This window comes from Agreia sp. Leaf283 (genome assembly GCF_001422485.1).
Taxonomy (GTDB): Bacteria; Actinomycetota; Actinomycetes; order Actinomycetales; family Microbacteriaceae; genus Agreia.
Genome location: NZ_LMNF01000004.1, coordinates 289,169 through 310,140, shown reverse-complemented (window position 1 = coordinate 310,140; position 20,972 = coordinate 289,169). Strand labels below are relative to the sequence as shown.

Genomic DNA, 20,972 nt, shown 5'->3' with positions numbered 1-20,972 from the left:
TGGATTCCTTGTCCGTGGATAAACCTTCTCTCCCTGCCCCTCACCACCTCACATAGCGTGACTGACGAGGCTTCCGTCGAGCCCGTCACACTGAAACAAATGGAGTTCACACCATGCACCTCACAGGCAACACAATTCTCATCACGGGCGGAACCTCCGGTATAGGCCTCGGCCTCGCTCTGCGCCTGCAGGCCAGCGGCAACAAGGTCATCATTGCCGGGCGACGCAAAGCGCTAATCGAGGCGATTACGACCGAGCACCCGGGAATCGACGGCATCGAGCTCGACGTTGCCGATCCGGAGTCCATTGCCCGCGCCCGCGCCCAGCTCGAGAAGAGTCACCCGCACCTGAACGTGCTCGTGAACAACGCCGGCATCATGCTGAAGGAGGATCTGCTCGACCCGGCCGACGTCGGCATCGCAGAGCAGCACATCGCCATCAACCTGCTCGGCACCATCCGGTTGACGTACGCCCTCCTGCCGCTCCTGGCAGGCAAAGCCGATGCCGCAATCGTCAACGTCACGTCATCGCTTGCTTTCGTTCCGTATCCGGTAACACCCACCTACAACGCCACCAAGGCCGCGTTGCATTCGTTCACCGAGAGCCTTCGCGTCCAGCTCTCGAACGCAGCCACTGGCATCCAGGTCATCGAAATCGTTCCTCCGGGCGTTCGCACCGATCTTCTCGACCAGCGGGACAACGAACACGCCCTTCCCCTGGAGGACTTCCTCACCGAACTCCTGGGCCTGCTGCGCGACGACCCCGAGGCACGAGAACTCGTCGTCGACGCCGCCAAGCCCATTCGTCACGCCCTTGCGAATGGCTCGTACGACAAACTCCTGACCACCTTCAGCAGCATCTGAGCAGCTACCCCTCGCGTAGGGGTGCATCGCTGGTCTCTGGATAGCCGTCGCGCGAGCGGCGAGGATGGATTCATGAACAAAGAGGAACTCGCCTCCTTTCTGCGCGCGCGACGTGAGCTCCTGAGCCCACGAGACGTGGGTATGGTCGAAGGTCCGAGAAGACGGGCACCCGGACTCCGGCGAGAAGAAGTCGCCCAACTCGCCGGAATGTCTACCGACTACTACGCCAAGCTCGAGCAGCAGCGCGCACCGCGCCCGTCGACGCAGATCACGGCCGCGCTCGCGCGCGCGCTCAGGCTGACTCTCGACGAGCGCGATCACCTGTTCGTTCTCGCCGGCCACAACGCGCCGACACGCTTCGAGCGCAGCGATCATGTCAGCCCCGCCCTGCTCGGAGTGCTGGACAGCCTTGTCGACACCCCGTGCCTGGTACAGACCGATCTGCTCGAAACCCTCGCGATGAACCCCCTCGCCGCCGCCCTCCTCGGAGACCAGACCCGCTTCACCGGCCTGAACAGCAGTGGCTACCTCCGATGGTTTCTCGACCCGGAGGAGCGCTCGATCTACCCTGCGGACACCCACGAACAACACGGCCGATCCCATGCCGCTCGTCTGCGGGCCGCAATGGCTGCGGGAAGCGATACGGCGCGGGCCCAGCGCATCTTTTCGGAACTGAACAGGCAGAGTCCCGAGTTCGTGCGTATGTGGGACCTCCAGGAGGTTGCTCACCGATACGACGACTGCAAGACCATCCTCCATCCAGCACTCGGGCCGATCGAGGTGGACGGTCAGGTGCTCTTCACCGAGAATCACTCCCAAAGTCTCGTCGTCCTGACTACGCGTCCAGGATCGACGAGTCGCGGCAAAATCGACCTGCTCAAGGTTCTCGGCCGGCAGACGTCGTCTCTTGACTCGACCCCCGCTCAGTAATCCGAGCGGCTGAAATCCGGAGCGGGACCGGTCACGTAGGTTGGCATGGTCCCCCGGAAGGAATCGCCATGAGCATGGAAAGCGCTGCCTGGAGCTCGCTGTACAAGATCTCGAGCGCCAAAGACAATAAGCACGGCTTCTCGCGTGAGTCCGTGCGGCGCATCCTGACGTTCGCGGTGCCCTACCGGGCCAAGCTGCTGACCTTCATCGCGCTCTCCGTCGTGGGCGCCTTCCTCGCGGTCGCGACTCCGGTGCTCGCCGGCCAGGTGGTCAACGTCATCGTCGCCCGGGGCGCGGTCAACACGATCGTGTGGCTCGCCGTCGTCATCGCCCTCGTGGCCGTGGCCGACGCCGGCGTGTCACTCGTGACTCGCTGGTTCTCGTCGCGCATCGGCGAAGGCGTCATCCTGGATCTGCGCACCGCCGTCTTCAACCACGTGCAGAAGATGCCGATCGCGTTCTTCACCCGAACACGAACGGGCGCCCTCGTGAGCCGCCTCAACAACGATGTGATCGGCGCCCAGCAGGCCTTCAGCGGCACACTGTCCGGCGTGGTCACGAACCTCGTGGCGCTGATCCTCACCCTCATCGTGATGCTCAGCACCTCCTGGCTCGTGACGGTTCTCGCCGTGATCATGCTGCCCATCTTCCTGATCCCCGCGCGTCGCATGGGCAGTCGCCTCGCCGCGTTGCGCCGCGAGGCAGCCGACCACAACTCCGCCATGAGCACGCAGATGACCGAGCGCTTCTCGGCCCCCGGCGCCACCCTCGTCAAGCTGTTCGGCCGGCCCGACGAGGAGGCCGAGGAATTCCGCGTGCGCGCCGCCCGTGTGCGGGACATCGGAGTGCGCTCGACGACGCTGCAGTTCATCTTCGTCACCGCGCTGACGCTCGTCTCCGCTCTCGCCCTCGCGCTCGTGTACGGGCTCGGCGGCTTCCTTGCGCTCGCCGGCCAGCTCGACACCGGTGACGTCGTCACCCTGGCGCTCCTTCTCACCCGCCTCTACGTTCCGTTGACCGGCCTCGCAAGCGCCCGAGTCGAGATCATGAGCGCCGTGGTGAGCTTCGAGCGCGTCTTCGAGGTGCTCGATCTCGAACCGCTCATCCAGGAGAAGCCCGACGCCGCATCCGTGCCCGAAGGCCCGGTGTCGGTCGAGTTCGACGATGTGCGCTTCGCGTACCCGTCCGCCGACAAGGTGTCGCTCGCATCCCTCGAGGAGGTCTCGACCCTCGACACCCGCGGCGGCGAAGAGGTACTCCACGGCATATCGTTCAGGATCGAGCCGGGGCAGACCGTCGCCCTCGTCGGCACGTCCGGTGCCGGCAAGTCGACGATCGCGCAGCTGCTCTCGCGCCTGTACGACGTCGATAGCGGCGCCGTGCGCCTCGCGGGCATGGATGTGCGCGACGTCACGTTCGCCTCCCTGCGGCACACCCTGGGAATGGTGACCCAAGACGGCCACCTCTTCCACGAGACCATCCTCTCCAATCTGCGTCTCGCGAGGCCGGATGCATCCGCCGACGACGTGTGGGACGCCGTGCGTCGCGCACGGCTCGAGCCGCTCATCCGGTCGCTGCCGGATCAGCTGGACACCATGGTGGGAGAGCGCGGCTACCGGTTGAGCGGCGGCGAGCGCCAGCGGATGACCATCGCGAGGCTGCTGCTCGCTCAGCCGCGCGTCGTGATTCTCGATGAGGCGACGGCGGCGCTGGACTCGACGTCGGAGGCCGCCGTGCAGGCAGCGCTTAGCGAGGCGCTCGAGGGACGCACGGCGATGGTGATCGCGCACCGCCTCTCGACTATTCGCAGCGCGGACATGATCCTGGTGGTCGAGGACGGCTCGATCGTGGAGCGCGGCACGCACGACGAACTGCTCGCTGCGGGAGGGCGTTACGAGGAGCTGCACCGCACGCAGTTCGCAGTGCAGAAGGACGTTGCGGCAGATGAGGAAGCGGTGAGCGGGGCGTAGGCACTGAGCCCAGACAAAAAGTCGTCTCTCAACACCCAGGTTGACTCTCCTCTTAGGGGACACGTGATGCTTGACTCATGTTGGGAATTGGTGAGTTTGCAGGTTTGACCGGGTTGAGCGTAAAGGCACTTCGTCACTACGACGAGAAGAACGTGCTGGTGCCAGCCGATATAGATGAACGGTCGGCATATCGCCGTTACTCGGAAGCGCAGGTGCGCGCAGGAGTCGTGATCCAGGCCCTTCGGGGTGCCGGAGTTCCATTGCCTGCCGTATCCGACGCAATAGCTTCGGGTGGGGCCGAACGTGTCCTCGTGGATCATCGTCGGCGCGTCCTTGAGCAGCGTGAGAGCGAGGATCAGGCTTATTCCACTGCGGCAGGTGTGTTGCGTGCTCTCGCGGTTCCGGTGAACGTCAGCGAGCGGACGATGCCGGCCCAACCATTTCTGGGACAGGCCATCATCGTTTCCGTCGACGACGTGGACGCAGTGTCAAACGAGGACGCCAACCAGGTGTTCAGCGCACTGTTTGCGCAGCTTCACGGCTCAGGGCTCGGGCCATCTGGCCAGTTCTGGACCGCCTTACGCGCTGGCGACCGGGGAACCGTTGAGCTCGTGTGCTGCTGGCCCACCTTCTCCTCGGTGCCTGAGAGCGCCTGCGGTCCAGAAAGTTTCTCTGGAATGCTGCCGTCCCGCACCGAGCTGGTGGCGACATGGCGACCGGTCGAGGGCGAGGAACTGCCAGACGGCTCGCTCCACCCCGCAATAGTCGGGCTCTTCGACTCGATTGCGGATCGCGATCTCAGTCTTGGTGATGTAGAGGTGAGGCAGACCGTCCTGGGGCAGAGCGAGGATGATTACACCGTCGAGGTGTCGATTACGGTCTCCCGATGAGCAAGACGAAAAGGCTTGCAAGCCTTGTCGGCGGAATCGGTCTGGTCGTCGTGTTCATCGCCTGGCTTGGGCTCCGAGACGGCCTGCTCGCGACGGTCTCAAGCGAAATTGCGGTCCCGTTGCTGCTTCACGGCATTGCATGGATCGTGCTCATCGGAGGCGTCTCCCTCATTGCGTGGCGCGACCATTAGGGTCGATTGAATGCTGCCACGTTCGATTCGAGGATCCCGGTCGCTCGGCTTCTGGGTGGTGATCACTGGGGCCGTTCTCTGGGCCGTCAGTCTTACGGCTTTGCTCATCGTTTCGCCCTTGGGTACCGCGGTCTCGTCGGATCCCGGCGCGGAGGCAATCTCGTACTGGGTGACGCTGCTCCCATCGGCGGTGGGAATTGCGCTGGTTCTTCTGATCCCACGGCGTTCGCGTCCGCGCACCTCGGTCGTGAGAGAACGGCGACCGTTTGTCATCACGACGGTGGTCCTGCTGGTGCTTGCCGCGCTCTTCCCGTTAGCTTGCGCGATGATTCCGCTTCAAGGTGAGCTGTACATTCTCGGAAAGCTCATCCTTCTCATCATCCTTCCCGCTGTCGTCCTGCTTCTGGTCCGCCGAGGTGTGCACATCGACTTCGACAAGAGCGCTGCGCGGTGGTGGGCCCCGGCGATCGTGATCGTGATCTGGACCGTTTTGTCGCAGGTCGCACCGTGGAATCCAACCTTCGCGATTGCAGGTCTGGATCCAGCTGTCGTTGTCACTGCTGCGGTCGCTACTGCCTTGACAGCAGGAGTTGGCGAGGAACTCTTCTACCGACGGTGGCTTCAGACCCGGCTGGAAGCTGGGCTCGGGGCATGGTCGGGAATCGTGATCGCCTCCCTCGCGTTCGCGCTCATGCATCTCGGTTCGCATGGGACAGGCGACTTCTTCATCGACGTCGCACGCGTCATTGTCGTTCAAGGCTCGTTCGGGCTATTTCTCGGCATCATGTGGTGGCGATACCGGAATCTGACGGCCAACGTCATCGTTCACGTCTTCGCGAACGGGTGGGCTGTCGGAGTCGCTCTCCTGGCCGGGTAGCGTGGCACCCTCCTCAGCTGGCTGCGATGTGCTTGATCTCGGCCCTGATAATCTGCGTTGCCCACGTTATGTCGGAACCGGCGGGCTGCGTCAGTAGGTGAAGAGCGACCCCGTCGAGAAGAGCATGGAGCCTCCGTGCGACGAGCTCCTGAGTCGGCCGTGGCCCGCCCTGCAGCCCAGCGACTATCAGTTGACACACTCCAAACAACTCCGCGGTGGCGGCATCGCGCACATCCGATAGCTCCGGCAGAGCGGGAGTCTCTGCGATGAGGGCGAGGTTCACCTCGAGCTCAGTGCGACTGTCTGGCGTCAACGGCAGTAGTTCTCGGATGATGTTCTCGGCCTGCGTGATGGGGTCAGAGGCCGGTGCGAGGCCGCGTATGCGCTCCGTTGCGCGTTGAGCCATCAGCTCCGCCGAATAACGAAGTAGTCCCGCCCGGTTGGGGAACAGGTGTCGGAGTGAACCGACAGCCACGCCCGCTTCCTCGGCGACAATTCGCACGGACACCGCGCCGATCCCACGTTCCCGGATAACGCGCCAGACCGCTTCAGCCAACTCGATCTTCCGTTGGCCACGGTCTATCAGTCGCGGCATTTGTCGACATTAGCACGGTCGTGCTAGTTTTTTGGTAGCACGACCGTACCGACAAGGAGCCCTGACATTCTCGCCATCATCATCGCCTGCGAGGTCGGCTTCTGGGTCGTCATCCTGGCTGGCCTCATCGCTCGCTACCCTCTGAAAAGGCGACGCCTCGGGCTTGTGCTGCTAGCACTCACGCCGGTACTTGATCTGATCCTGTTGGCTGCGAACGCGATCGACCTGAGCCGCGGATCGACCGCAACATTCGCGCACGGTCTCGCCGCGATCTACTTGGGCGTCTCCGTCGCCTACGGCCACAAAATGATCCAATGGGCGGATACTCGTTTCGCCCACCGTTTCGCCGACGGCCCCGCCCCGACGAAACGATACGAATCGGCCTACACGGCAGAATGCTGGCGGGACGTGGTGCGAACGGGCATCGCACTCGCAATCGCAGCAGGCGTTCTCTGGCTACTCATTGCCATCGCCAGTGATCCACAACGTTCAGCAGCGCTAACCTCGATGTTTGGCATCCTCGGCATAATCGCCGCCGTGGAACTCGTTCGGGCAATTGGCTACACCCTCTGGCCGAAAAAGACCCCGGTCGCCGCTTAGGGACGGTCATCTCTTTAACTGGCATGCACAGGATTGAGGCCGCAAGTGGAAACCCGTAGTCGAGAATGGGCTCCGAGTCGGAGTTCGGTCGCCGTTGCCTGGGCGTTCGCGACCTTCGCGTCAAGCGTCGGGATCGCGTTCGCGGCATTCGGGGCGAGCGCTTCCCGATGGACTTCCGAGGACTGGAGTTTTGCGGGCTTCAGCGTAATCCTCCTGCTCGAGTACCTTGTCTTATTTGGACTTGCAGCGGCTGCCATCTCAGCAGGTGCCGTGAGCCTTGTCCAGCTGATGCTGCGAAAAGTGCGATGGCCGGCTATGGCCAAAATCGGCATTGCCTCGATAGGGATATTCGTGATCAGTGGTGCAGCTGAGGCTCTGGCACTTCCCCTTGTGTACAACCTCCCACTTCCCCTGCCAGGCGACCGCCAATTCATAGTTGTGGCTGCTCTCTGCGTTCAGGCTGTCGTCAGCGTCGGAGTCGCAGTCACATTGAGCATTGATAGATCGATGTCCAGGTCGCGAGGGCGATCGTGATCGCGGAAGATGAGGAAGCGGTGAGCGGGGCCTAGTCGCTGAGCTCAGACCGAGTGCCCGATTGGGAATCGTCTTCCGGGCACTTAGTCGTTGTTTCGGCGGTCGTGTCCTCTTGGAGAAGCGAGGTCCAGTCCGCACTACGAAGTCGGTGCGTCGTCGAAGAAACTGAGGTCGGGTTCAACACCGAGCTTCCGAGCCGCCCGCCTCGCGCGAACGATTTGCGTCTCGACGCTGGAGCGGATCCGGGATGCTTCAGCGCGGTCCCCCGCTTCGCGTGCCACGAACTCTTCCGTCGCCTTATCATTCAGCGTCTGGATTGCGTCCGCGAGGTTCCAGAGATCGGCCCACGGCATTTCATCATCTACCTCAACACCGACCTCGGCAAACACACCTACGGCGACTCGCGTGCGAGCGAGCACACCTTGAATGGGTTTCGCGGGTTTCCAATACGTGAAGAAGGCGATCACGACAAGCACTATCAGGGCGGAGGCGCAAAGAATCCCCTTGAAGCCCGTTCCGGAGTCAGCCCCCGGCACCCAACCGCCCAGAAGCTGCTGAACCTTCCACGGCACGTAGATCGGCAGCAAGATAACCGGCGTGAACACCCCGGCGACGATCAAGTACGCCCACAGGCTGCCACTGCGCCGAGGCGGTCCCTCTGGCGGGCGCTTCGCGCCCTGCGCGTCAGGGTCAGTGATCCACAGCATTCTGCGCCAGCGGACGACCCCAGGATGTGCCGTGGTGAGAGCCATGCGTCAGGTTACCGCGAGCACGCTCAGGCGGTTTTTCACGCGGTTCCTCTTTGGTCACTTGCGCACGCAGCTTCTGCGCCCGTAGGGGATCCCTCAGCGGCACTTTCTTCTGTCGGAGACAGTGGCTGGGCTACCGGTGCCGATTTCTTTCGAGCTCGACGCGCTGTCGTTGCGTAGGCGACGCCGGCGACGCCCACTAGAGCTGAGGCCTAGTACCGGTAGAACCCTTCACCCGTCGCGACGCCCAGCTTGCCCTGGTCGATGAAGTTCGTCTTGAGGTAGGCGGCCCAGGCCTGCGATCCCTGATCCGGGTTCGCCGACGCGATGTTGTAGGCCGTCGTGAGGCCGACGACGTCGTAGATCTGGAACGGTCCGACGGGCGCTCCCGTGCCGATGCGCCACGTCTTGTCGACAGTCTCCGGGTCGGCGATGCCCTGAAGAACGAGGCCGGCCGCGGCATTGAGCAGCGGCACCAGCAGGGAGTTCAGAACGTAGCCCGCCTTCTCCTTCTTCAGCTCGATGGGCACGAGTCCGCTGCGTTCGGCGAAGTCGACCACCGAGCGGTAGACATCCGGATCGGTATCGGTCGTGCCCATGATCTCAGCCGTGTTCTGCCGCCAGACCTGGTTCGCGTAGTGCAGGGCGAGAAAGCGGTCGGCGCGCCCGGTGAAGTCCTTCAGGTCGCTGGGCAGCAGCGTCGAAGAGTTGGTGGCGAAGATCGTCTTCTGCGGAGCCGCCTCGGCGAGCCGCTGGTAGAGGTCGCGCTTGATGTCGATGCTCTCCGGCGCCGCCTCGATCACGAGGTCGGCATCGGCCACGGCCTGGGCGAGGTCGCTCGAATACCGGATGCCGTTGGCCGCCGCTTCGGTCGACTCCGCGGTGGCTCCGGCCACCTTGTCGGCCACGTACACCGGTGCCATCTGGGCGATGCGCGTGCGGGCGTGATCGAGCGCCTCGTCGGTGACGTCGTACGCCGTCACGTCGAATCCGTGGAAGGCGGCCTGGTACGCGATCTGCGACCCGAGCACTCCGGTGCCGATGACGGTGACGTTCTGAATGGCTTGCATGGTGGTGCTCCTTTAGTTGGAAACGGGGATGACGCCGTAGATGCTGCGCACCCACACGTCGACGAGAACGTCGAGTTCGGCGCCGGCGGTCACGGCCGGATGCTCGCCGGTGGCCGCCGCGAGCAGCACACGTTCGTTCATGAGATTCAGAGATGCGGCGAGATCACGAGCATGGATGCCTATGGGCGCGGCCCCGCGGGTCCGTTCGGCCTCGATGACCTCGGCCGTGTAATCGACCCAGCTCAGCATCGAGCGCGACCAGAGATCGTGCACCTCGGCATTGCGCGAGCGCACCGCCATGGCGGCCGTCGCGACAGCGCGGTGCTCGGAAAAGACCTCGACGAAGGCCGCGATCGATCGACGCCAGGCCGAGGCGGGGTCGGCCTCGAACTCGCGCGACAGCGCTGCGACTCGATCCTCCACCTGCCGGATGACCCGGTCGAGAAGGGCGAGCAGCACCGCCTCTTTCGAGGCGAAGTAGAAGTAGAAGGTCGGGCGAGAGATGCCGGCGCCCTTCGCCAGCTCGTCGATCGACAGGCTGTCGAAGTCGCGCGACTGAAGCAGCGCCTCCGTGGTGATGAGGATCGCCTCCTGCCGGTCGTCGCCGGAGGGGCGGGATGCACGTCGCGATCGTTCGGCCATGACTCCACGCTAGCAGTTCTCTCGACACCGTGTTGACTAACTCGACACCGCGTCGAGTAGAGTGGTCGTCATGGTGGTTCACGCAGACGTGGTGGTTGTGGGCGCTGGCCTCAGCGGCATCGGCGCCGCGAGCATCCTCAAGCGCGACTGCCCGAACAAAACGTTTCTGATCCTCGAGTCCCGCGATGCGGTGGGCGGCACCTGGGACCTGTTCCGCTACCCCGGCGTGCGCTCGGATTCCGACATGTCGACGCTCGGCTACTCGTTCCGCCCCTGGCGAGACTCGCGAGCGCTGGCCGACGGCGACGCCATCCGCGAGTACATCACCTCGACCGTCGCCGACGAAGGGCTGGAGCCCGCGATCCGTCTCAACCACCGTGTCGTCTCGGCATCCTGGTCGAGCGCCGACTCGCTCTGGACCCTCACCGTGGTGCGCACGCCCCCCGGTGCCGAGTTCACGCAGAGCGACCAGCAGGGCGACCGACAGGGCGAGACGGTCACCATCACGTGTTCGTTCCTGCAGGTGTGTTCCGGCTAGTACCGCTACGACCAGGGCTACACGCCGGATCTGCCCGGGCTCGAGTCGTTCAGCGGCCGCGTGGTCCACCCGCAGAACTGGCCCGCCGACCTCGACTACGCGGGCAGCCGCGTAGTGGTCGTCGGCAGCGGAGCCACCGCGGTCACTCTCGTGCCGTCGATGGCGGAACGCGCCGAGCATGTCACCATGCTGCAGCGCTCCCCCACGTACATCGCCTCGGTCTCGTCGGTCGACCGCCTCGCCGACAGGCTGAGGGGCCGGATGCCCGAGCGCCTCGCCTACGCGCTGGTGCGGGCGAAGAACATCGGCCGCTCGCAACTCATCTACCAGTTCGCCCGCCGTCGACCCGAGGCGATGAAGGGCATCCTGCGCAAGGCCGCCGCGCAACGACTGCCGGCGAACTTCGCGATCGACCCGCACCTCACTCCCACCTACGAGCCGTGGGATCAGCGCCTGTGCGCGATCCCCGACGGCGACCTCTTCTCTGCGATCCGCCGCGGCAAGGCCGACATCGTGACCGGCCGCATCGACCGGGTCACCCCCGACGGAATCGACCTGGTGGATGGCGGACATCTCGACGCCGACGTCATCGTGACCGCCACGGGCCTCAGCCTGCTCTACCTCGGTGGGATGCGATTGGTCGTCGACGGGCGCGACGTCGACGTGTCGAAGACGCTCGCCTACAAGGGCATGATGCTGGCCGGCGTGCCCAACCTGTCGATGACGATCGGCTACACCAACGCCTCCTGGACATTGAAGGCAGACCTCGTGGCCCACTACGTCGCGAGGCTGCTCAGGTTCATGGACCGGCACGGGTACTCGAGCGTCACGCCTCGCGCCGACTCCGTCGTGACTTCGGGCCAGCTCACCCCGCTGATCGATCTGGCTGCGGGATACGTGCGCCGCAGCATCCGATCGTTGCCGAAGCAGGGAGAACGCACGCCGTGGCGCCTGCACCAGAACTATGTGCGCGACTTCGTGCTGTTGCGCACCGGACGAGTGACGGACTCTGTGCGATTCGGCTTCGCGGGTGAGCGCACGCCGCCCGGCCTGGAGCGGCCGGGCGACGGCGAACGACGGGTGCTGCTCGATCGACCGGGCATGGCCAGCGTCGAGGTCGAGGGCCGACGCATCCGATATCGGGTGACCGGCGACGGGCCCGCGGTGCTTCTGCTGCACGGCATCGGTCAGAGCCTCGACGATTGGAACGAGCAGCACGAGCTGCTCTCCCCGCGCCACACGGTGTACAGCCTCGATCTGCCCGGATTCGCCTACTCGGAACGACTGCCTGGCCGGGCGACGCTGAAGCGGCTCGCCGCAGTGCTTCCTGCGTTCCTCGACTCGGTCGGGGTGACCCACGCCATCCCCGTCGTGGGCAACTCGCTCGGAGGAGCGGTGGCCATGCAGTTCGCCGCAGAGCACCCCGACCGCGTCTCGGCGCTGGTGCTGGTCGACAGCGCGGGCTTCGGCTCGGAGGTCACCCTCGCCCTGCGCCTGCTAACGGTGCCACTGCTCGGAGAGTTGCTGGCGCGACCCCGGCTCGGCACGGCCAGGGCTGCCGTGCGGGCGGTGTTCGCCGATGCGAAACACGCAACGGATGCGCGTATCGCGCGCGGGTTCCGGTTATCGCAGCGGCAGGGGCACGCGCGCACGACGCTCGACATCGCCCGCGAGCTCGGCACCCTCCGGGGAATCACGACCCTGTGGCGGCAGGCGCTGCTGTCGCGGATCGCGGCGCACGACCGGCCCGTGCTGCTCGTGTGGGGCGCGCGCGACCGCATCCTGCCCTTCTCTCATCTCGCTGCCGCTCGTGCGGCGCTGCCTCAGGCCCAGGTCGCCGTCTTCGCCGACGCGGGGCACATGCCTCAGATCGAGAGTGCAGAGGAGTTCGCCTCGACCCTCGACAGGCTCCTCGACGCGGTCGGGGTATGACTGGTTATACTTAGTGCATGAAGACGGCGATCTCTCTTCCTGATGGCGACTTCGAGCGCTTCGAGCGCATCGCAGCGCGGCACGGCATGAACCGCTCCGAGTTCTATAGATTGGCGGGCGAGAAGTTCGCCGCAGAGCTCGAGGGGGAGTCCGAATTGACCGCCCTTGCGAATGCCACCATCGCGCGCGCCGGACAACCGGCCGGAGACGGCGCCTTCCTCCGTGAGTCAGAGCGGACCATTCTCGAGGGCACGGAGTGGTAATCGCGCACGGAGACGTGGTCTGGGTCGATTTCGGGATGCCTCGCGGCTCCGAGCCTGCGAAGATCCGCCCCAGCGTGGTCATGCAGGAAGACTGGTTGCTGGCGTCGAAGATCGGCACCGTTCTCGTCGTTCCGCTGACCTCGAACATCGCATTGGAGGGGTTCCCCGGCAACGTTCTGGTGCCGGTAGAGGCCTCCGGCTTGGAGAAGGATTCGGTGGCGGTCGTCTCGCAACTCGGCCCCGTCAGCCGGGAGTTCATTGAACCGGACCCTGTCGGCCATCTGCCCGCCTACGTGCTCGCGAAGATCGCCGCAGGCATCCGGCTCGTCACCGGGGTGTAGGCAAAGCCCTAGGCACTGGCCGTGCGGATGCGGACCTCTCGTTCCATTCGCTTCTCGTGCCGCTCCCGGCCCTTGACCGCCTCGAGCTCACGGCTCTTGGGCGGAGCGTTCGTCACCAGGCCGTCGAGCAGTCGCCGCGTCGCCTCCGCGATCTCCTCGATGGCCTGCTCGAACGCGTCGGCGTTCGCGCGAGAGGGGTGCGTGGATCCGCTGACCTTGCGCACGAACTGCAGCGCCGCTTCGTGCACCTCATCGTCGGTGGTCGGCGGCTCGAAATTGTGGAGTACTCGAATGTTCCTGCACATGCGAGCGAGATTACTCCTCAGCCGACAGGAAGGCGCGTTTCACCTCAGTTCGAGCCAGGCCTCGCTCATGGTCGGAAAGCTCGGAATCGCGTGCCGAAGCGTGCGGAGGGGTAGTTCGCCGACGATGGTCGCGCCGCCGCACGCCTCACTCCGATGCGTCTGCGGCCTGAATCAGGTAGTCGACGGCGGTGAGGAGGTTGTGGAGCGCCTGGCGTTCGACGGAATCCTCGGGGAGTTTCTGGATGTCGTAGCTCGCGGCACTTGCGGCTTTGCGTGCCTCGGAGATCGCTGCTTGGGTTTCGAGATCGGCCATGACTTGCTCCTTCTTTTCCGTGAAGTGGATCCGTTCAGCGGTGCTGCGCGGTTTCGTGTCGATCCTCATCCAACGGGGCCTAGTTGTCCAGCGATCTCGGCGCCGCGCTCTCCGGCCGAATCAGGCGATGGATCAGCGGCGCTGACCTGCGCGAATGGCGAACGGCCCGCGCACCGAGCCCGGGTCGACGGAATGACCGTTCTGCACGATGTCGACCTCGCCGCGGTGCGCGAGCCGGCGTGCGGCGCGGCGAGCAGGTTCGTAGAGCGGCTGCCAGTCATCGGGCGCCGCGGTTCGGGCCACGAGCTCCGGGGTGACGGGCGCATCCTGACCCTCGGACACGAGCCTCACGACGGTGGCCTCAAGCCGCCTGTCGGTCTCGGTCACGCCACGGCGCCGACAGCTGTCGGAGCAGTACTTCACCTCGGCCCAGTTCTGGGCCCACTTCGCTCTCCATTGCATCGGCCGGCCGCAGGATGCGCACATCTTCTCGTGCGGCTCGTTCTGCGGGGCGGACTGACGGTGTGGCACGTGTCCATTGTGCGCCTGGCACGGTCAGGATGTGCCGCGCACTCCCGCCACCGCCTGGTCGTAGAGCGAGGCGAGGTCTGCGAGACCGTCGCCCTCGACCCAGACCTCGCCCGCGGCATCCAGACATGCGATCGCGCTCGCCACGATCGCGGCCGGTGCCGGATTCGTCACGTCGTCTTCGGCTATGCCCAGACGCCGCCGGATGTCGGGCACCAGCAGAGCCTGCCAGTGCAGATGCTTCTCGATGCTGCGGGATCGCAGCGACGACGTCTGGTACATCATGCGGGCGATCTTCAGGGTGACCTCGGGGTCGATGGTGAGCGCGTCGACCGCGTGGAGAGCCTCGCGCAGGGCCTCCCACGGACCCACCGTGGGCGGAATCTGCTCGAGCGCTGCCGTGACGAGCTCGCCCTGGCTGGCCAGATCACCCAGCACGATGTCTTCTTTGGTGCCGAAGTATCGGAAGAACGACCGCCGGGAGATGCCGGCCGACGACGCGATCTGGTCGATCGTCGTCTGCTCGAAGCCCTGCTCGAGGAACAGGCCCATCGCGACGCCGGTGATCTCCTCGTAGGCCGCACGGCGCGACCGCTGCCACAGGCTCGTTTCGATGCTCACCCGTCGAGTGTAGCCCAGATGCCTGGTTGACACTGAGTGCCAGCTAGGCATAGGTTGTCGATGCGTTCGCGGATCGCGACCGGCCGTTCACTCATTGGAGCCACCCATGCCCGCAATCGACTACCGCACGCAGACCGTGCTGATCACCGGCGCGTCCTCGGGTATCGGCGCAGCCTTCGCGCGGGCATTGGCCGCCCGCGGCGCCGACCTCGTGCTGGTCGCACGACGTCGAGACAGGCTCGCCGCAATCGCATCCGAACTCGAGGCCGCCCACGGCGTGACCATCACCGCGATAGTTCAGGACCTCGAATCCCCCTCGGCAGCGATCGATCTCTCGTCTGCGATCACCGAGGCCGGCCTGCGGGTGACGGGCCTCATCAACAATGCCGGCTTCGGCACGTTCGGCGACTTCGCGCGCGAGGAGCCCGAGCGACTCAGCCGCGAGATCGCCGTCGACGTCAGCGCTCCGGTTCAGCTCAGCTCCGCGTTTCTGCCCCGCATGCTCGAGGCGGGCCAGGGATTTCTGATCAACGTCGCCAGCATGTCCGCCTACGCGCCCACCCCGCGGATGGCGGTGTACGGCGCAGCGAAGGCGTTCGTGCTGAGCTTCACCGAGTCGCTCTGGGCCGAGACGCGGGGCTCCGGAGTCACCGTCTTCGCGCTCTCGCCCGGTGCGACGAGCACCGAGTTCAACGCCGTCGTCGGCACGGATGACGCCACCGCGGGCGCGCGCATGCGCACGGCGGCCGACGTGGTGGCCACGGCGCTGTCCCACCTGGAGCGACGGAACCCCGGCCCGAGCGTGATCGACGGGCGCGGCAACCGCATGGGCGTGACGCCCATCCGGCTGCTGAGCCGACGCGCGACGGCGACGATCATGCATCGAGTCACCGACCCGGCGCGCCGCGGGGCCGCCGAGGTTCCGGTCGTCGAGGCGCCGATTCGTCGCGGGTAGTCATTTCCGGCCCACTCAGTGTTCCAGCGCCGCCGGCGCACCGAGTTGCACCGCCAGCTCCATGCTGCGCAGGCGGGCCGGGGAAAAGTCGTAGGGCATACTCCGGATGATCTCCGCCGCGCTCCTGGCGCGCGAGCCCTCTGCCGGGTCGGGGACGGGCGCGGTGTCGGCGCCCTCAGGCGGGTGCGACTCATCCCACGCGTCGAAGATAGCGTCGTCCTCTTCCAGTTGACCGGACTCCTCGATGACGCGCATCAGCGCGGTCTCGAAGGCGCTCCGCTCGGCCGCCACCTGCTCCACCCGGGGGTCGTCGACGGCGACCGTGTCGTCGAGGGCCTCCTCGGCGGCGTCGACGCGGTCGGATGCTGCTCGCAGTGCCGGATCGGCGGCCAGGGCGACGAAGCGGCCGGCTTGCATGACGGCGCCGAGCGGACCGAAGATCCGCTCGGTGACCAGCAGCACGTCGAGGTCGTCCTGGCGCAGCGAGCCCTCGGGCGCGCCTTCGAGGCGGCCGGAGACGAGATCGTCGAGCAGTCCCAACCGACTGCCCAGGGTGCGCATTCGCTGCACCGATGACCGCTTCCGCTGCAGCTCGGCCTCCTGCGCGGCGAGAGTGTCCTCCAGCCGTGCGAGCACGCCTGCGACCTCGTCCTCACCGTCGGCACCGCTTGGTGCGGCACCGTCGAACGCGCCGCGAATGTCCTCGAGGGCGATCCCGGCGTCGGCCATGCGGCGGATCCAGAGCAGCCGGATGATCTCCGCGTAGCCGTACCGGCGGCGACCGTCGCTGCCCCGCTCGCGCTCCGGGAGCAGGCCGATCTGGTGATAGTGACGGATCGCTCGGGGAGTGATGCCGACAAACGCCGCGGCGTCGCCGATCGGAACCTGACGGGGCGGGGTCGGGAACGGGTGCATGGCATACCTCTCGGAGCGGGATGGAACGTTATTCAAGAAGACCACATGACGCTACGGCAGGAGCAAGTCGACCTCACTCAGACCGACGGCGACGTCGGATCGACGAAGGTCGTGCGCCAGAAGAGCTCGACCCCGTTGTCGAGGCGTGGCTACAGTCGTTGCATGCCATCACCCGACGTAGACAAGATCATCGCCGCCTTTCCCGACTGGCGCGGTGACATGCTCTCGCGCATCCGGAACCTGATTCTCGAGGCCGAGCCCGACATCGTTGAAGAGACCAAATGGGTGAAGCCCTCGAATCCGCTCGGCGTCGCGACCTGGAGTCTCGGCGGGCTCATCTGCACCGGCGAGACCTACAAAGACAAGGTCAAGTTCACGTTCCCGAAGGGCTCGGCGCTTCCCGATCCCGAGGGGCTGCTCGCCGTGGGCGCGGGCGTGCGGCGGGCGATCGATCTGCACGAGGGCGACACGGTGGATGCGGAGGCGTTCCAGGCCGTGATCCGCGCGGCGGCGGCGCTGAACACTGCTCCGAAAGGCTGAGCCGCTGCCCTAGGTGACCCCAGCAGGGCCATGGCCCACAGCGAGGTCGGATTCTAGGCTCGTCTCAACGCCGCAACCGCTGCCAGCCGAGAGGAAGGCCACCCATGTCCGACGCGCCATCAGTGAACCGAGACGTCGAGTATGGAGTCGTGGGGTCGACGCCCCTGCTGCTCGACGTGTACGACAGGAGCATCTCCGACGATGCCGACCGCGAGCGCGCAGCCATCGTGCTGGTGCACGGCGGCGGGTGGTTTCGGGGCGACAAGAGCAAAGAGCTGTCGCTGGCGACGAAGCTGGTCGACGCCGGTTACATCGTCTTCGCGCCGAACTATCGCGAGGCGCCGGATGCCACGTTCCCGGCCAGCAGAGACGACGTGCAGGCAGCAGCGAAGTGGGCTCTCGCATCGGACTGGTCGTTCGATCGCAGCAAGCTGGCATTCTTCGGCGGGTCGGCGGGCGGCAATCTCGTCGTGGAGGCCAGCATGGCCACGGGCAGGCCCGCGGTGAGCTGGTCGGGGATGTTCGATCTCCTGGGCATCGTGGAGGCGACGGACGACCTGCCGGCGACACCGACTTCACAAGACCTGAATGCGCTGAAGAGCGCCGACATCAACCAGACCGGCCCGAACGACGCGTTCCTGCGGTGGACCATCCTGAACGAGGTGGGTGGTGACCGCAGTCTGCTGGAAGCCGCGTCGACCACGCGACACGTATCGGCTCAGGGCGGCCCGGTCTTTCTCGCGAACTCACTGCATGAGTTCGTGCCGGTCAGCGATGCTCGCGCCATGCAGGAAGCCCTGTCGAATGTCGGCATCGCCACAACACTGCAGCTGATCCCGGGCACCCATCATGCCGAGGGGTATTTGTCGGCGGCCATCGGACCGTCTCTCGCTTTTCTCGAGGGCGTGTTCTCGGCATGACCGGCGTGGAGTTCGCCGGCGTCGGGAACGTCTTCTATTTCGTCGACGACCTCGATGCAGCCGTCGAGTGGTATTCGGAGCGGCTGCAACGGCAGCCGGTAGTGCGAGGCGGAGCACTCGCGGCGTTCGATCTCGACGGCACGAGGCTGACGCTGCACGAGAAGGACGAGTTCAACTCCCCGGGGCCTTCGGGAACCAGTCCCTACTGGACGGTTGCCGATGTGGATGCGTTCGTCGAAGGGTGGACCGCACATGGGGCCACGGCCCACCGTGGCCCGAAGACCGTGTTCACCGGAGAACGGCTGTGTCAGCTGCTCGACCCGTTCGGCAATCTGTTCTCTGTTCGGCAGGAGGTCGTCGACCATGACTGACGAGGGGGTCCGCCCGGAACCACCCGCGTCCTCGTCGGCGGATCTGCCGACTGCGGACGAGGCGATCGCGGCGCTGACGGACCGCGCCGGCGCGTTCTACAGCGCCTTGATGAACGAGCATTTCGTGCTCGAGTCCGCGCGCAGCATCACGGTGAGCGAGGCGAGCAGCCGAGCCGCCCTGTATCTCACGACCCTGTCGAGCAGCCTTGTCGCCTTCGGCTTCCTCGCCCAGACCGCCTACGCGCTGGGATTCCTGATGGTGATCATCCCGGTCGTCTTTCTTCTCGGCATCTTCACGTACGAACGACTCGTCGAGACCTCCCTCGAAGACGTGGCGGCCCTTGACTCCATCCAGCGCATTCGAGCCGTCTACACAACGATCCTTCCGGGGGCTGCGAAGTATTTCCCCCGCCCTATCGGACCCCACGCGCCCAACGAGATGCTGCCCATCGGACGTCGGCGATCATGGGTGGGAGTGTTCTTCACGACGGCCACCGCCATCGCGGTGGTGAACTCGATGGTGGCGGGCGCGGGCGTCGCGATCATCGTCGTTCAGTCCACGGAGCAATCCACCCCGTCGATCCTCATCGGGCTGGGAACGGCCGCACTTCTGGCCGTTCTCCACGGCCTCTACCAGGAGTACCGATACGCGGCTCTGCGCCGCTTCCTCCATACTGAGCGGTCAAACACGGATACGTGATTCGACGGATGGCGACCACGCATCAAAACGAAAGGCTGTGTGCGAGGCCAACCATTTCTCGAGTGAGGACGTCGGAGCCCAGCCCCCGAGCATCCGCCGCCCGTACCGACACCCCTAGTGCCGAGGACCGGCCGGCTCGTCGTCGTCCTCGCGCGAAGCGGCCATTGCTGCGGTCGCGTCGAACTGCGTCATGATCAGTGCCGCCGTGCTGGCGAAGCCGGCAGCGAGCGCGATGAGAAGCGAGGGGATGTACGCCGTCGCGGGCGGCACCCATCCTCCGATGATCCACGGAAGGGCCACGAGCACAACGACGGCCACAGTACACGCCCACTGATTGACCACGAGGGTCATGGAGTTACCGGATCCTCCCCGCCGCAGCATTCGCCAGCCCGTATCGATTGTGGTGACCACCACGAGCAGACCCAGAGCGATGAACGTCACGGCGCCCCAGATCGGCTCGAAGGCCGCGAGCGCCAGCGACATGAAAAGCGGCAGGGTGTAGATGATGAAAACCCAGCGCACTCCGGAACGCAGGTAACGGTCGGCCGCATCCGACGACATCATCATGCGGTGCAGATCTGTATCGATGTAGAAGAAGACGCCGACGATGAACGTGCCGATCAGGGTCGAAGCGACGCCCGCAACACCGAGGAGGAATTCATTCAGATTCAGGAGCATCGTCGATCAACCCGCTTGCCATAGATGTTCGGTCGGTCAGCCACCCGTCGGCGATTCGACGCGCATCCTAAGAACTATCACAGGTGCCGCTCACGGGCGTTGGAAGCGAGGCAGCTGTGCGCACGCTCAGCTCTCGCCATCCAGGATGCGCTTGCCACGGCGCAGCGCCGTGACGACCAGCGCCAGCCCGACCACCGCCTGCACCCCGCCGATCGCAAGCCACGACGTGACCGAATCGACCTGCGGCAGGAACCCCACCGCAAGGTAGTTCCCCACATGGAAGCCTCCATGAACCCCGACCGCCGCCCACAGCGATCCGGTCCAGAGCAGCAGTCCCACCGCCAGCAGCGCGAAGCCGAGCGGCAGTGCGAGGTAGAGCACATGCTCCGCCGCTGACTGCTGCCCGCCGTTCGACACGAGGTGGATCACCGTGAACGCGAGCGTCGTCACGGCGACCGCGAGCGCGGGGCGCTCCCGCAGACTCCACAGCAGCATGCCCCGGAAAAGCAACTCTTCGGGAATGCCCTGCTGCATGAACGCGAGGCCCAGGTAGTAGACGATCAGCAGCGCGACCATCAGCGGCGTCACCGACTCGTCGCCCACGAACGCCGAGTCGTCAAGCACGGGTCCTGTCGACGGAAGCAGCGCCACGACCGCGAACGCGCTGCCCGCCGAGACCACCACTCCGAGCAGCAGCCACACGACCGACCGCCTGCCCCAGCGCCAGCCGGCGGCGCGAAGCGGGGCGCGCTCGACCCGCCGCATCCAGAACCGCACCGCGAGCACGACGATGCAGAGCACGAAGAGCTGAAGCACGAAGGCGAAGGCGAAGCCCCACGGCGACGTCCCGCCGAAGGTCTCGACGGCGCCGGGGATGACGGTGAGAGCGAGAGGCAGCAGACCCGCGACGAGGTTGGCGATCATCAGGATGCCGATGGCCACCACGACGCGCACGGCGACTCCGAGCGGGCCGAGTCCGAGACGAGGAGACGAGACGGGCGCGGCGGGCGCAGCGGATGAATCAGGCGGGGTGGATGCGACGGGTGCGGTGTTCATATTCAGCACGCTACGGAGCCGCCCGGCATCCGGCCCGCCCCCGCGGTCACGACGTATCGTGACCCGGGTCACGTGCGGCGGGCCC

At 65.7% G+C, this 20,972-nt stretch carries 27 protein-coding genes; 16 read left to right on the top strand and 11 right to left on the bottom strand.

Annotated elements, in window-relative coordinates:
* Positions 1–113: 113 nt before the first annotated feature.
* From ASF51_RS17665 to ASF51_RS17640, 6 genes are all read left to right on the top strand, one after another.
* Positions 114–863: an SDR family oxidoreductase gene (locus tag ASF51_RS17665; RefSeq protein WP_055933093.1), complete on the top strand. Its 750-nt coding sequence runs from the start codon at positions 114–116 to the stop codon at positions 861–863.
* 72 nt (positions 864–935) lie between these two features.
* A complete protein-coding gene (locus ASF51_RS17660) occupies positions 936–1,793 on the top strand; it encodes a helix-turn-helix transcriptional regulator (protein ID WP_055933090.1) in 858 nt (285 codons plus the stop codon).
* Positions 1,794–1,861: 68 nt separating this feature from the next.
* Positions 1,862–3,763 carry an ABC transporter ATP-binding protein gene (locus tag ASF51_RS17655; RefSeq protein WP_055933087.1) on the top strand — a complete coding sequence of 634 codons (1,902 nt, stop codon included), beginning with the start codon at positions 1,862–1,864 and terminating at the stop codon, positions 3,761–3,763.
* Between the two features lie 77 nt (positions 3,764–3,840).
* Positions 3,841–4,653 (top strand): MerR family transcriptional regulator, encoded by an 813-nt coding sequence (locus ASF51_RS17650; RefSeq protein ID WP_082480566.1) that lies wholly within the window; start codon positions 3,841–3,843, stop codon positions 4,651–4,653.
* On the top strand, positions 4,650–4,844 hold the full coding sequence (locus ASF51_RS17645) for a hypothetical protein (protein WP_055933082.1): 195 nt from the start codon (positions 4,650–4,652) through the stop codon (positions 4,842–4,844). Before ASF51_RS17650 ends, ASF51_RS17645 begins: the two co-directional genes overlap by 4 nt.
* A gap of 10 nt (positions 4,845–4,854) precedes the next feature.
* The gene (locus ASF51_RS17640) at positions 4,855–5,721 is read left to right on the top strand and encodes a CPBP family intramembrane glutamic endopeptidase (protein ID WP_055933078.1); all 867 of its coding nucleotides are present in this window, start codon (positions 4,855–4,857) and stop codon (positions 5,719–5,721) included.
* Between the two features lie 13 nt (positions 5,722–5,734).
* Here ASF51_RS17640 and ASF51_RS17635 read toward each other — a convergent pair whose 3' ends face one another.
* A complete protein-coding gene (locus ASF51_RS17635) occupies positions 5,735–6,316 on the bottom strand; it encodes a TetR/AcrR family transcriptional regulator (protein WP_055933075.1) in 582 nt (193 codons plus the stop codon).
* Positions 6,317–6,481: 165 nt separating this feature from the next.
* Here ASF51_RS17635 and ASF51_RS17630 point away from each other — a divergent pair, with 165 nt between their 5' ends.
* Positions 6,482–6,916 (top strand): hypothetical protein, encoded by a 435-nt coding sequence (locus tag ASF51_RS17630; RefSeq protein ID WP_369797330.1) that lies wholly within the window; start codon positions 6,482–6,484, stop codon positions 6,914–6,916.
* A 671-nt stretch (positions 6,917–7,587) separates the two neighbouring features.
* Here the strand turns inward: ASF51_RS17630 and ASF51_RS17625 are convergent.
* The 3 genes from ASF51_RS17625 to ASF51_RS17615 form a co-directional block, all read right to left on the bottom strand.
* Positions 7,588–8,202, bottom strand: a complete 615-nt coding sequence (locus tag ASF51_RS17625; protein WP_055933069.1) for a hypothetical protein — start codon at positions 8,200–8,202, stop codon at positions 7,588–7,590.
* A gap of 209 nt (positions 8,203–8,411) precedes the next feature.
* Positions 8,412–9,269, bottom strand: a complete 858-nt coding sequence (locus ASF51_RS17620; RefSeq protein ID WP_055933066.1) for a 3-hydroxyacyl-CoA dehydrogenase — start codon at positions 9,267–9,269, stop codon at positions 8,412–8,414.
* Between the two features lie 12 nt (positions 9,270–9,281).
* Entirely contained in the window at positions 9,282–9,911 is a 630-nt protein-coding gene (locus tag ASF51_RS17615) for a TetR/AcrR family transcriptional regulator (RefSeq protein WP_055933063.1), read from the bottom strand.
* A 70-nt stretch (positions 9,912–9,981) separates the two neighbouring features.
* On the opposite strand from ASF51_RS17615, the gene ASF51_RS19625 reads away from it, so the two are divergent.
* The 4 genes from ASF51_RS19625 to ASF51_RS17600 are packed head-to-tail and all read left to right on the top strand — an operon-like array spanning position 9,982 to position 12,985.
* Positions 9,982–10,449: an NAD(P)-binding protein gene (locus tag ASF51_RS19625; RefSeq protein WP_235497309.1), complete on the top strand. Its 468-nt coding sequence runs from the start codon at positions 9,982–9,984 to the stop codon at positions 10,447–10,449.
* Positions 10,450–10,509: 60 nt separating this feature from the next.
* Positions 10,510–12,381 (top strand): alpha/beta fold hydrolase, encoded by a 1,872-nt coding sequence (locus ASF51_RS19620; RefSeq protein WP_235497308.1) that lies wholly within the window; start codon positions 10,510–10,512, stop codon positions 12,379–12,381.
* 17 nt (positions 12,382–12,398) lie between these two features.
* Positions 12,399–12,644, top strand: a complete 246-nt coding sequence (locus ASF51_RS17605) for a CopG family transcriptional regulator (protein ID WP_055933059.1) — start codon at positions 12,399–12,401, stop codon at positions 12,642–12,644.
* Between the two features lie 14 nt (positions 12,645–12,658).
* Positions 12,659–12,985 carry a type II toxin-antitoxin system PemK/MazF family toxin gene (locus ASF51_RS17600; RefSeq protein WP_235497307.1) on the top strand — a complete coding sequence of 109 codons (327 nt, stop codon included), beginning with the start codon at positions 12,659–12,661 and terminating at the stop codon, positions 12,983–12,985.
* Positions 12,986–12,993: 8 nt separating this feature from the next.
* Here ASF51_RS17600 and ASF51_RS17595 read toward each other — a convergent pair whose 3' ends face one another.
* The 4 genes from ASF51_RS17595 to ASF51_RS17585 form a co-directional block, all read right to left on the bottom strand.
* Entirely contained in the window at positions 12,994–13,290 is a 297-nt protein-coding gene (locus ASF51_RS17595) for a DUF2277 domain-containing protein (protein WP_055933053.1), read from the bottom strand.
* Positions 13,291–13,435: 145 nt separating this feature from the next.
* Positions 13,436–13,603: a hypothetical protein gene (locus tag ASF51_RS19485; protein WP_200926160.1), complete on the bottom strand. Its 168-nt coding sequence runs from the start codon at positions 13,601–13,603 to the stop codon at positions 13,436–13,438.
* A gap of 132 nt (positions 13,604–13,735) precedes the next feature.
* Complete coding sequence (locus tag ASF51_RS17590; protein WP_235497306.1) at positions 13,736–14,134, bottom strand: DUF2256 and DUF3253 domain-containing protein; 399 nt, start codon at positions 14,132–14,134, stop codon at positions 13,736–13,738.
* A 24-nt stretch (positions 14,135–14,158) separates the two neighbouring features.
* Positions 14,159–14,752: a TetR/AcrR family transcriptional regulator gene (locus ASF51_RS17585; RefSeq protein WP_200926159.1), complete on the bottom strand. Its 594-nt coding sequence runs from the start codon at positions 14,750–14,752 to the stop codon at positions 14,159–14,161.
* A gap of 106 nt (positions 14,753–14,858) precedes the next feature.
* Here ASF51_RS17585 and ASF51_RS17580 point away from each other — a divergent pair, with 106 nt between their 5' ends.
* Complete coding sequence (locus ASF51_RS17580) at positions 14,859–15,707, top strand: SDR family oxidoreductase (RefSeq protein WP_055933047.1); 849 nt, start codon at positions 14,859–14,861, stop codon at positions 15,705–15,707.
* Positions 15,708–15,722: 15 nt separating this feature from the next.
* Here the strand turns inward: ASF51_RS17580 and ASF51_RS17575 are convergent, their stop codons facing one another.
* Positions 15,723–16,622 carry a MerR family transcriptional regulator gene (locus ASF51_RS17575; protein WP_055933044.1) on the bottom strand — a complete coding sequence of 300 codons (900 nt, stop codon included), beginning with the start codon at positions 16,620–16,622 and terminating at the stop codon, positions 15,723–15,725.
* 162 nt (positions 16,623–16,784) lie between these two features.
* Between ASF51_RS17575 and ASF51_RS17570 the strand changes: the two genes are divergently transcribed.
* The 4 genes from ASF51_RS17570 (at position 16,785) to ASF51_RS17555 (ending at position 19,153) form a co-directional block, all read left to right on the top strand.
* The gene (locus ASF51_RS17570; protein ID WP_055933606.1) at positions 16,785–17,162 is read left to right on the top strand and encodes a DUF1801 domain-containing protein; all 378 of its coding nucleotides are present in this window, start codon (positions 16,785–16,787) and stop codon (positions 17,160–17,162) included.
* A gap of 104 nt (positions 17,163–17,266) precedes the next feature.
* Positions 17,267–18,082, top strand: coding sequence for an alpha/beta hydrolase (locus ASF51_RS17565; RefSeq protein WP_055933041.1), 816 nt, complete (start codon positions 17,267–17,269; stop codon positions 18,080–18,082).
* The gene (locus tag ASF51_RS17560; protein ID WP_055933038.1) at positions 18,079–18,453 is read left to right on the top strand and encodes a VOC family protein; all 375 of its coding nucleotides are present in this window, start codon (positions 18,079–18,081) and stop codon (positions 18,451–18,453) included. Before ASF51_RS17565 ends, ASF51_RS17560 begins: the two co-directional genes overlap by 4 nt.
* On the top strand, positions 18,446–19,153 hold the full coding sequence (locus ASF51_RS17555) for a hypothetical protein (RefSeq protein WP_055933035.1): 708 nt from the start codon (positions 18,446–18,448) through the stop codon (positions 19,151–19,153). The genes ASF51_RS17560 and ASF51_RS17555 overlap by 8 nt, the downstream gene beginning before the upstream one ends.
* Positions 19,154–19,267: 114 nt before the next feature.
* On the opposite strand, the gene ASF51_RS17550 is transcribed toward ASF51_RS17555, so the two are convergent.
* Positions 19,268–19,831 carry a hypothetical protein gene (locus ASF51_RS17550; RefSeq protein ID WP_055933032.1) on the bottom strand — a complete coding sequence of 188 codons (564 nt, stop codon included), beginning with the start codon at positions 19,829–19,831 and terminating at the stop codon, positions 19,268–19,270.
* 126 nt (positions 19,832–19,957) lie between these two features.
* Positions 19,958–20,887 carry a CPBP family intramembrane glutamic endopeptidase gene (locus tag ASF51_RS17545; RefSeq protein ID WP_055933029.1) on the bottom strand — a complete coding sequence of 310 codons (930 nt, stop codon included), beginning with the start codon at positions 20,885–20,887 and terminating at the stop codon, positions 19,958–19,960.
* Positions 20,888–20,972 lie beyond the last annotated feature (85 nt).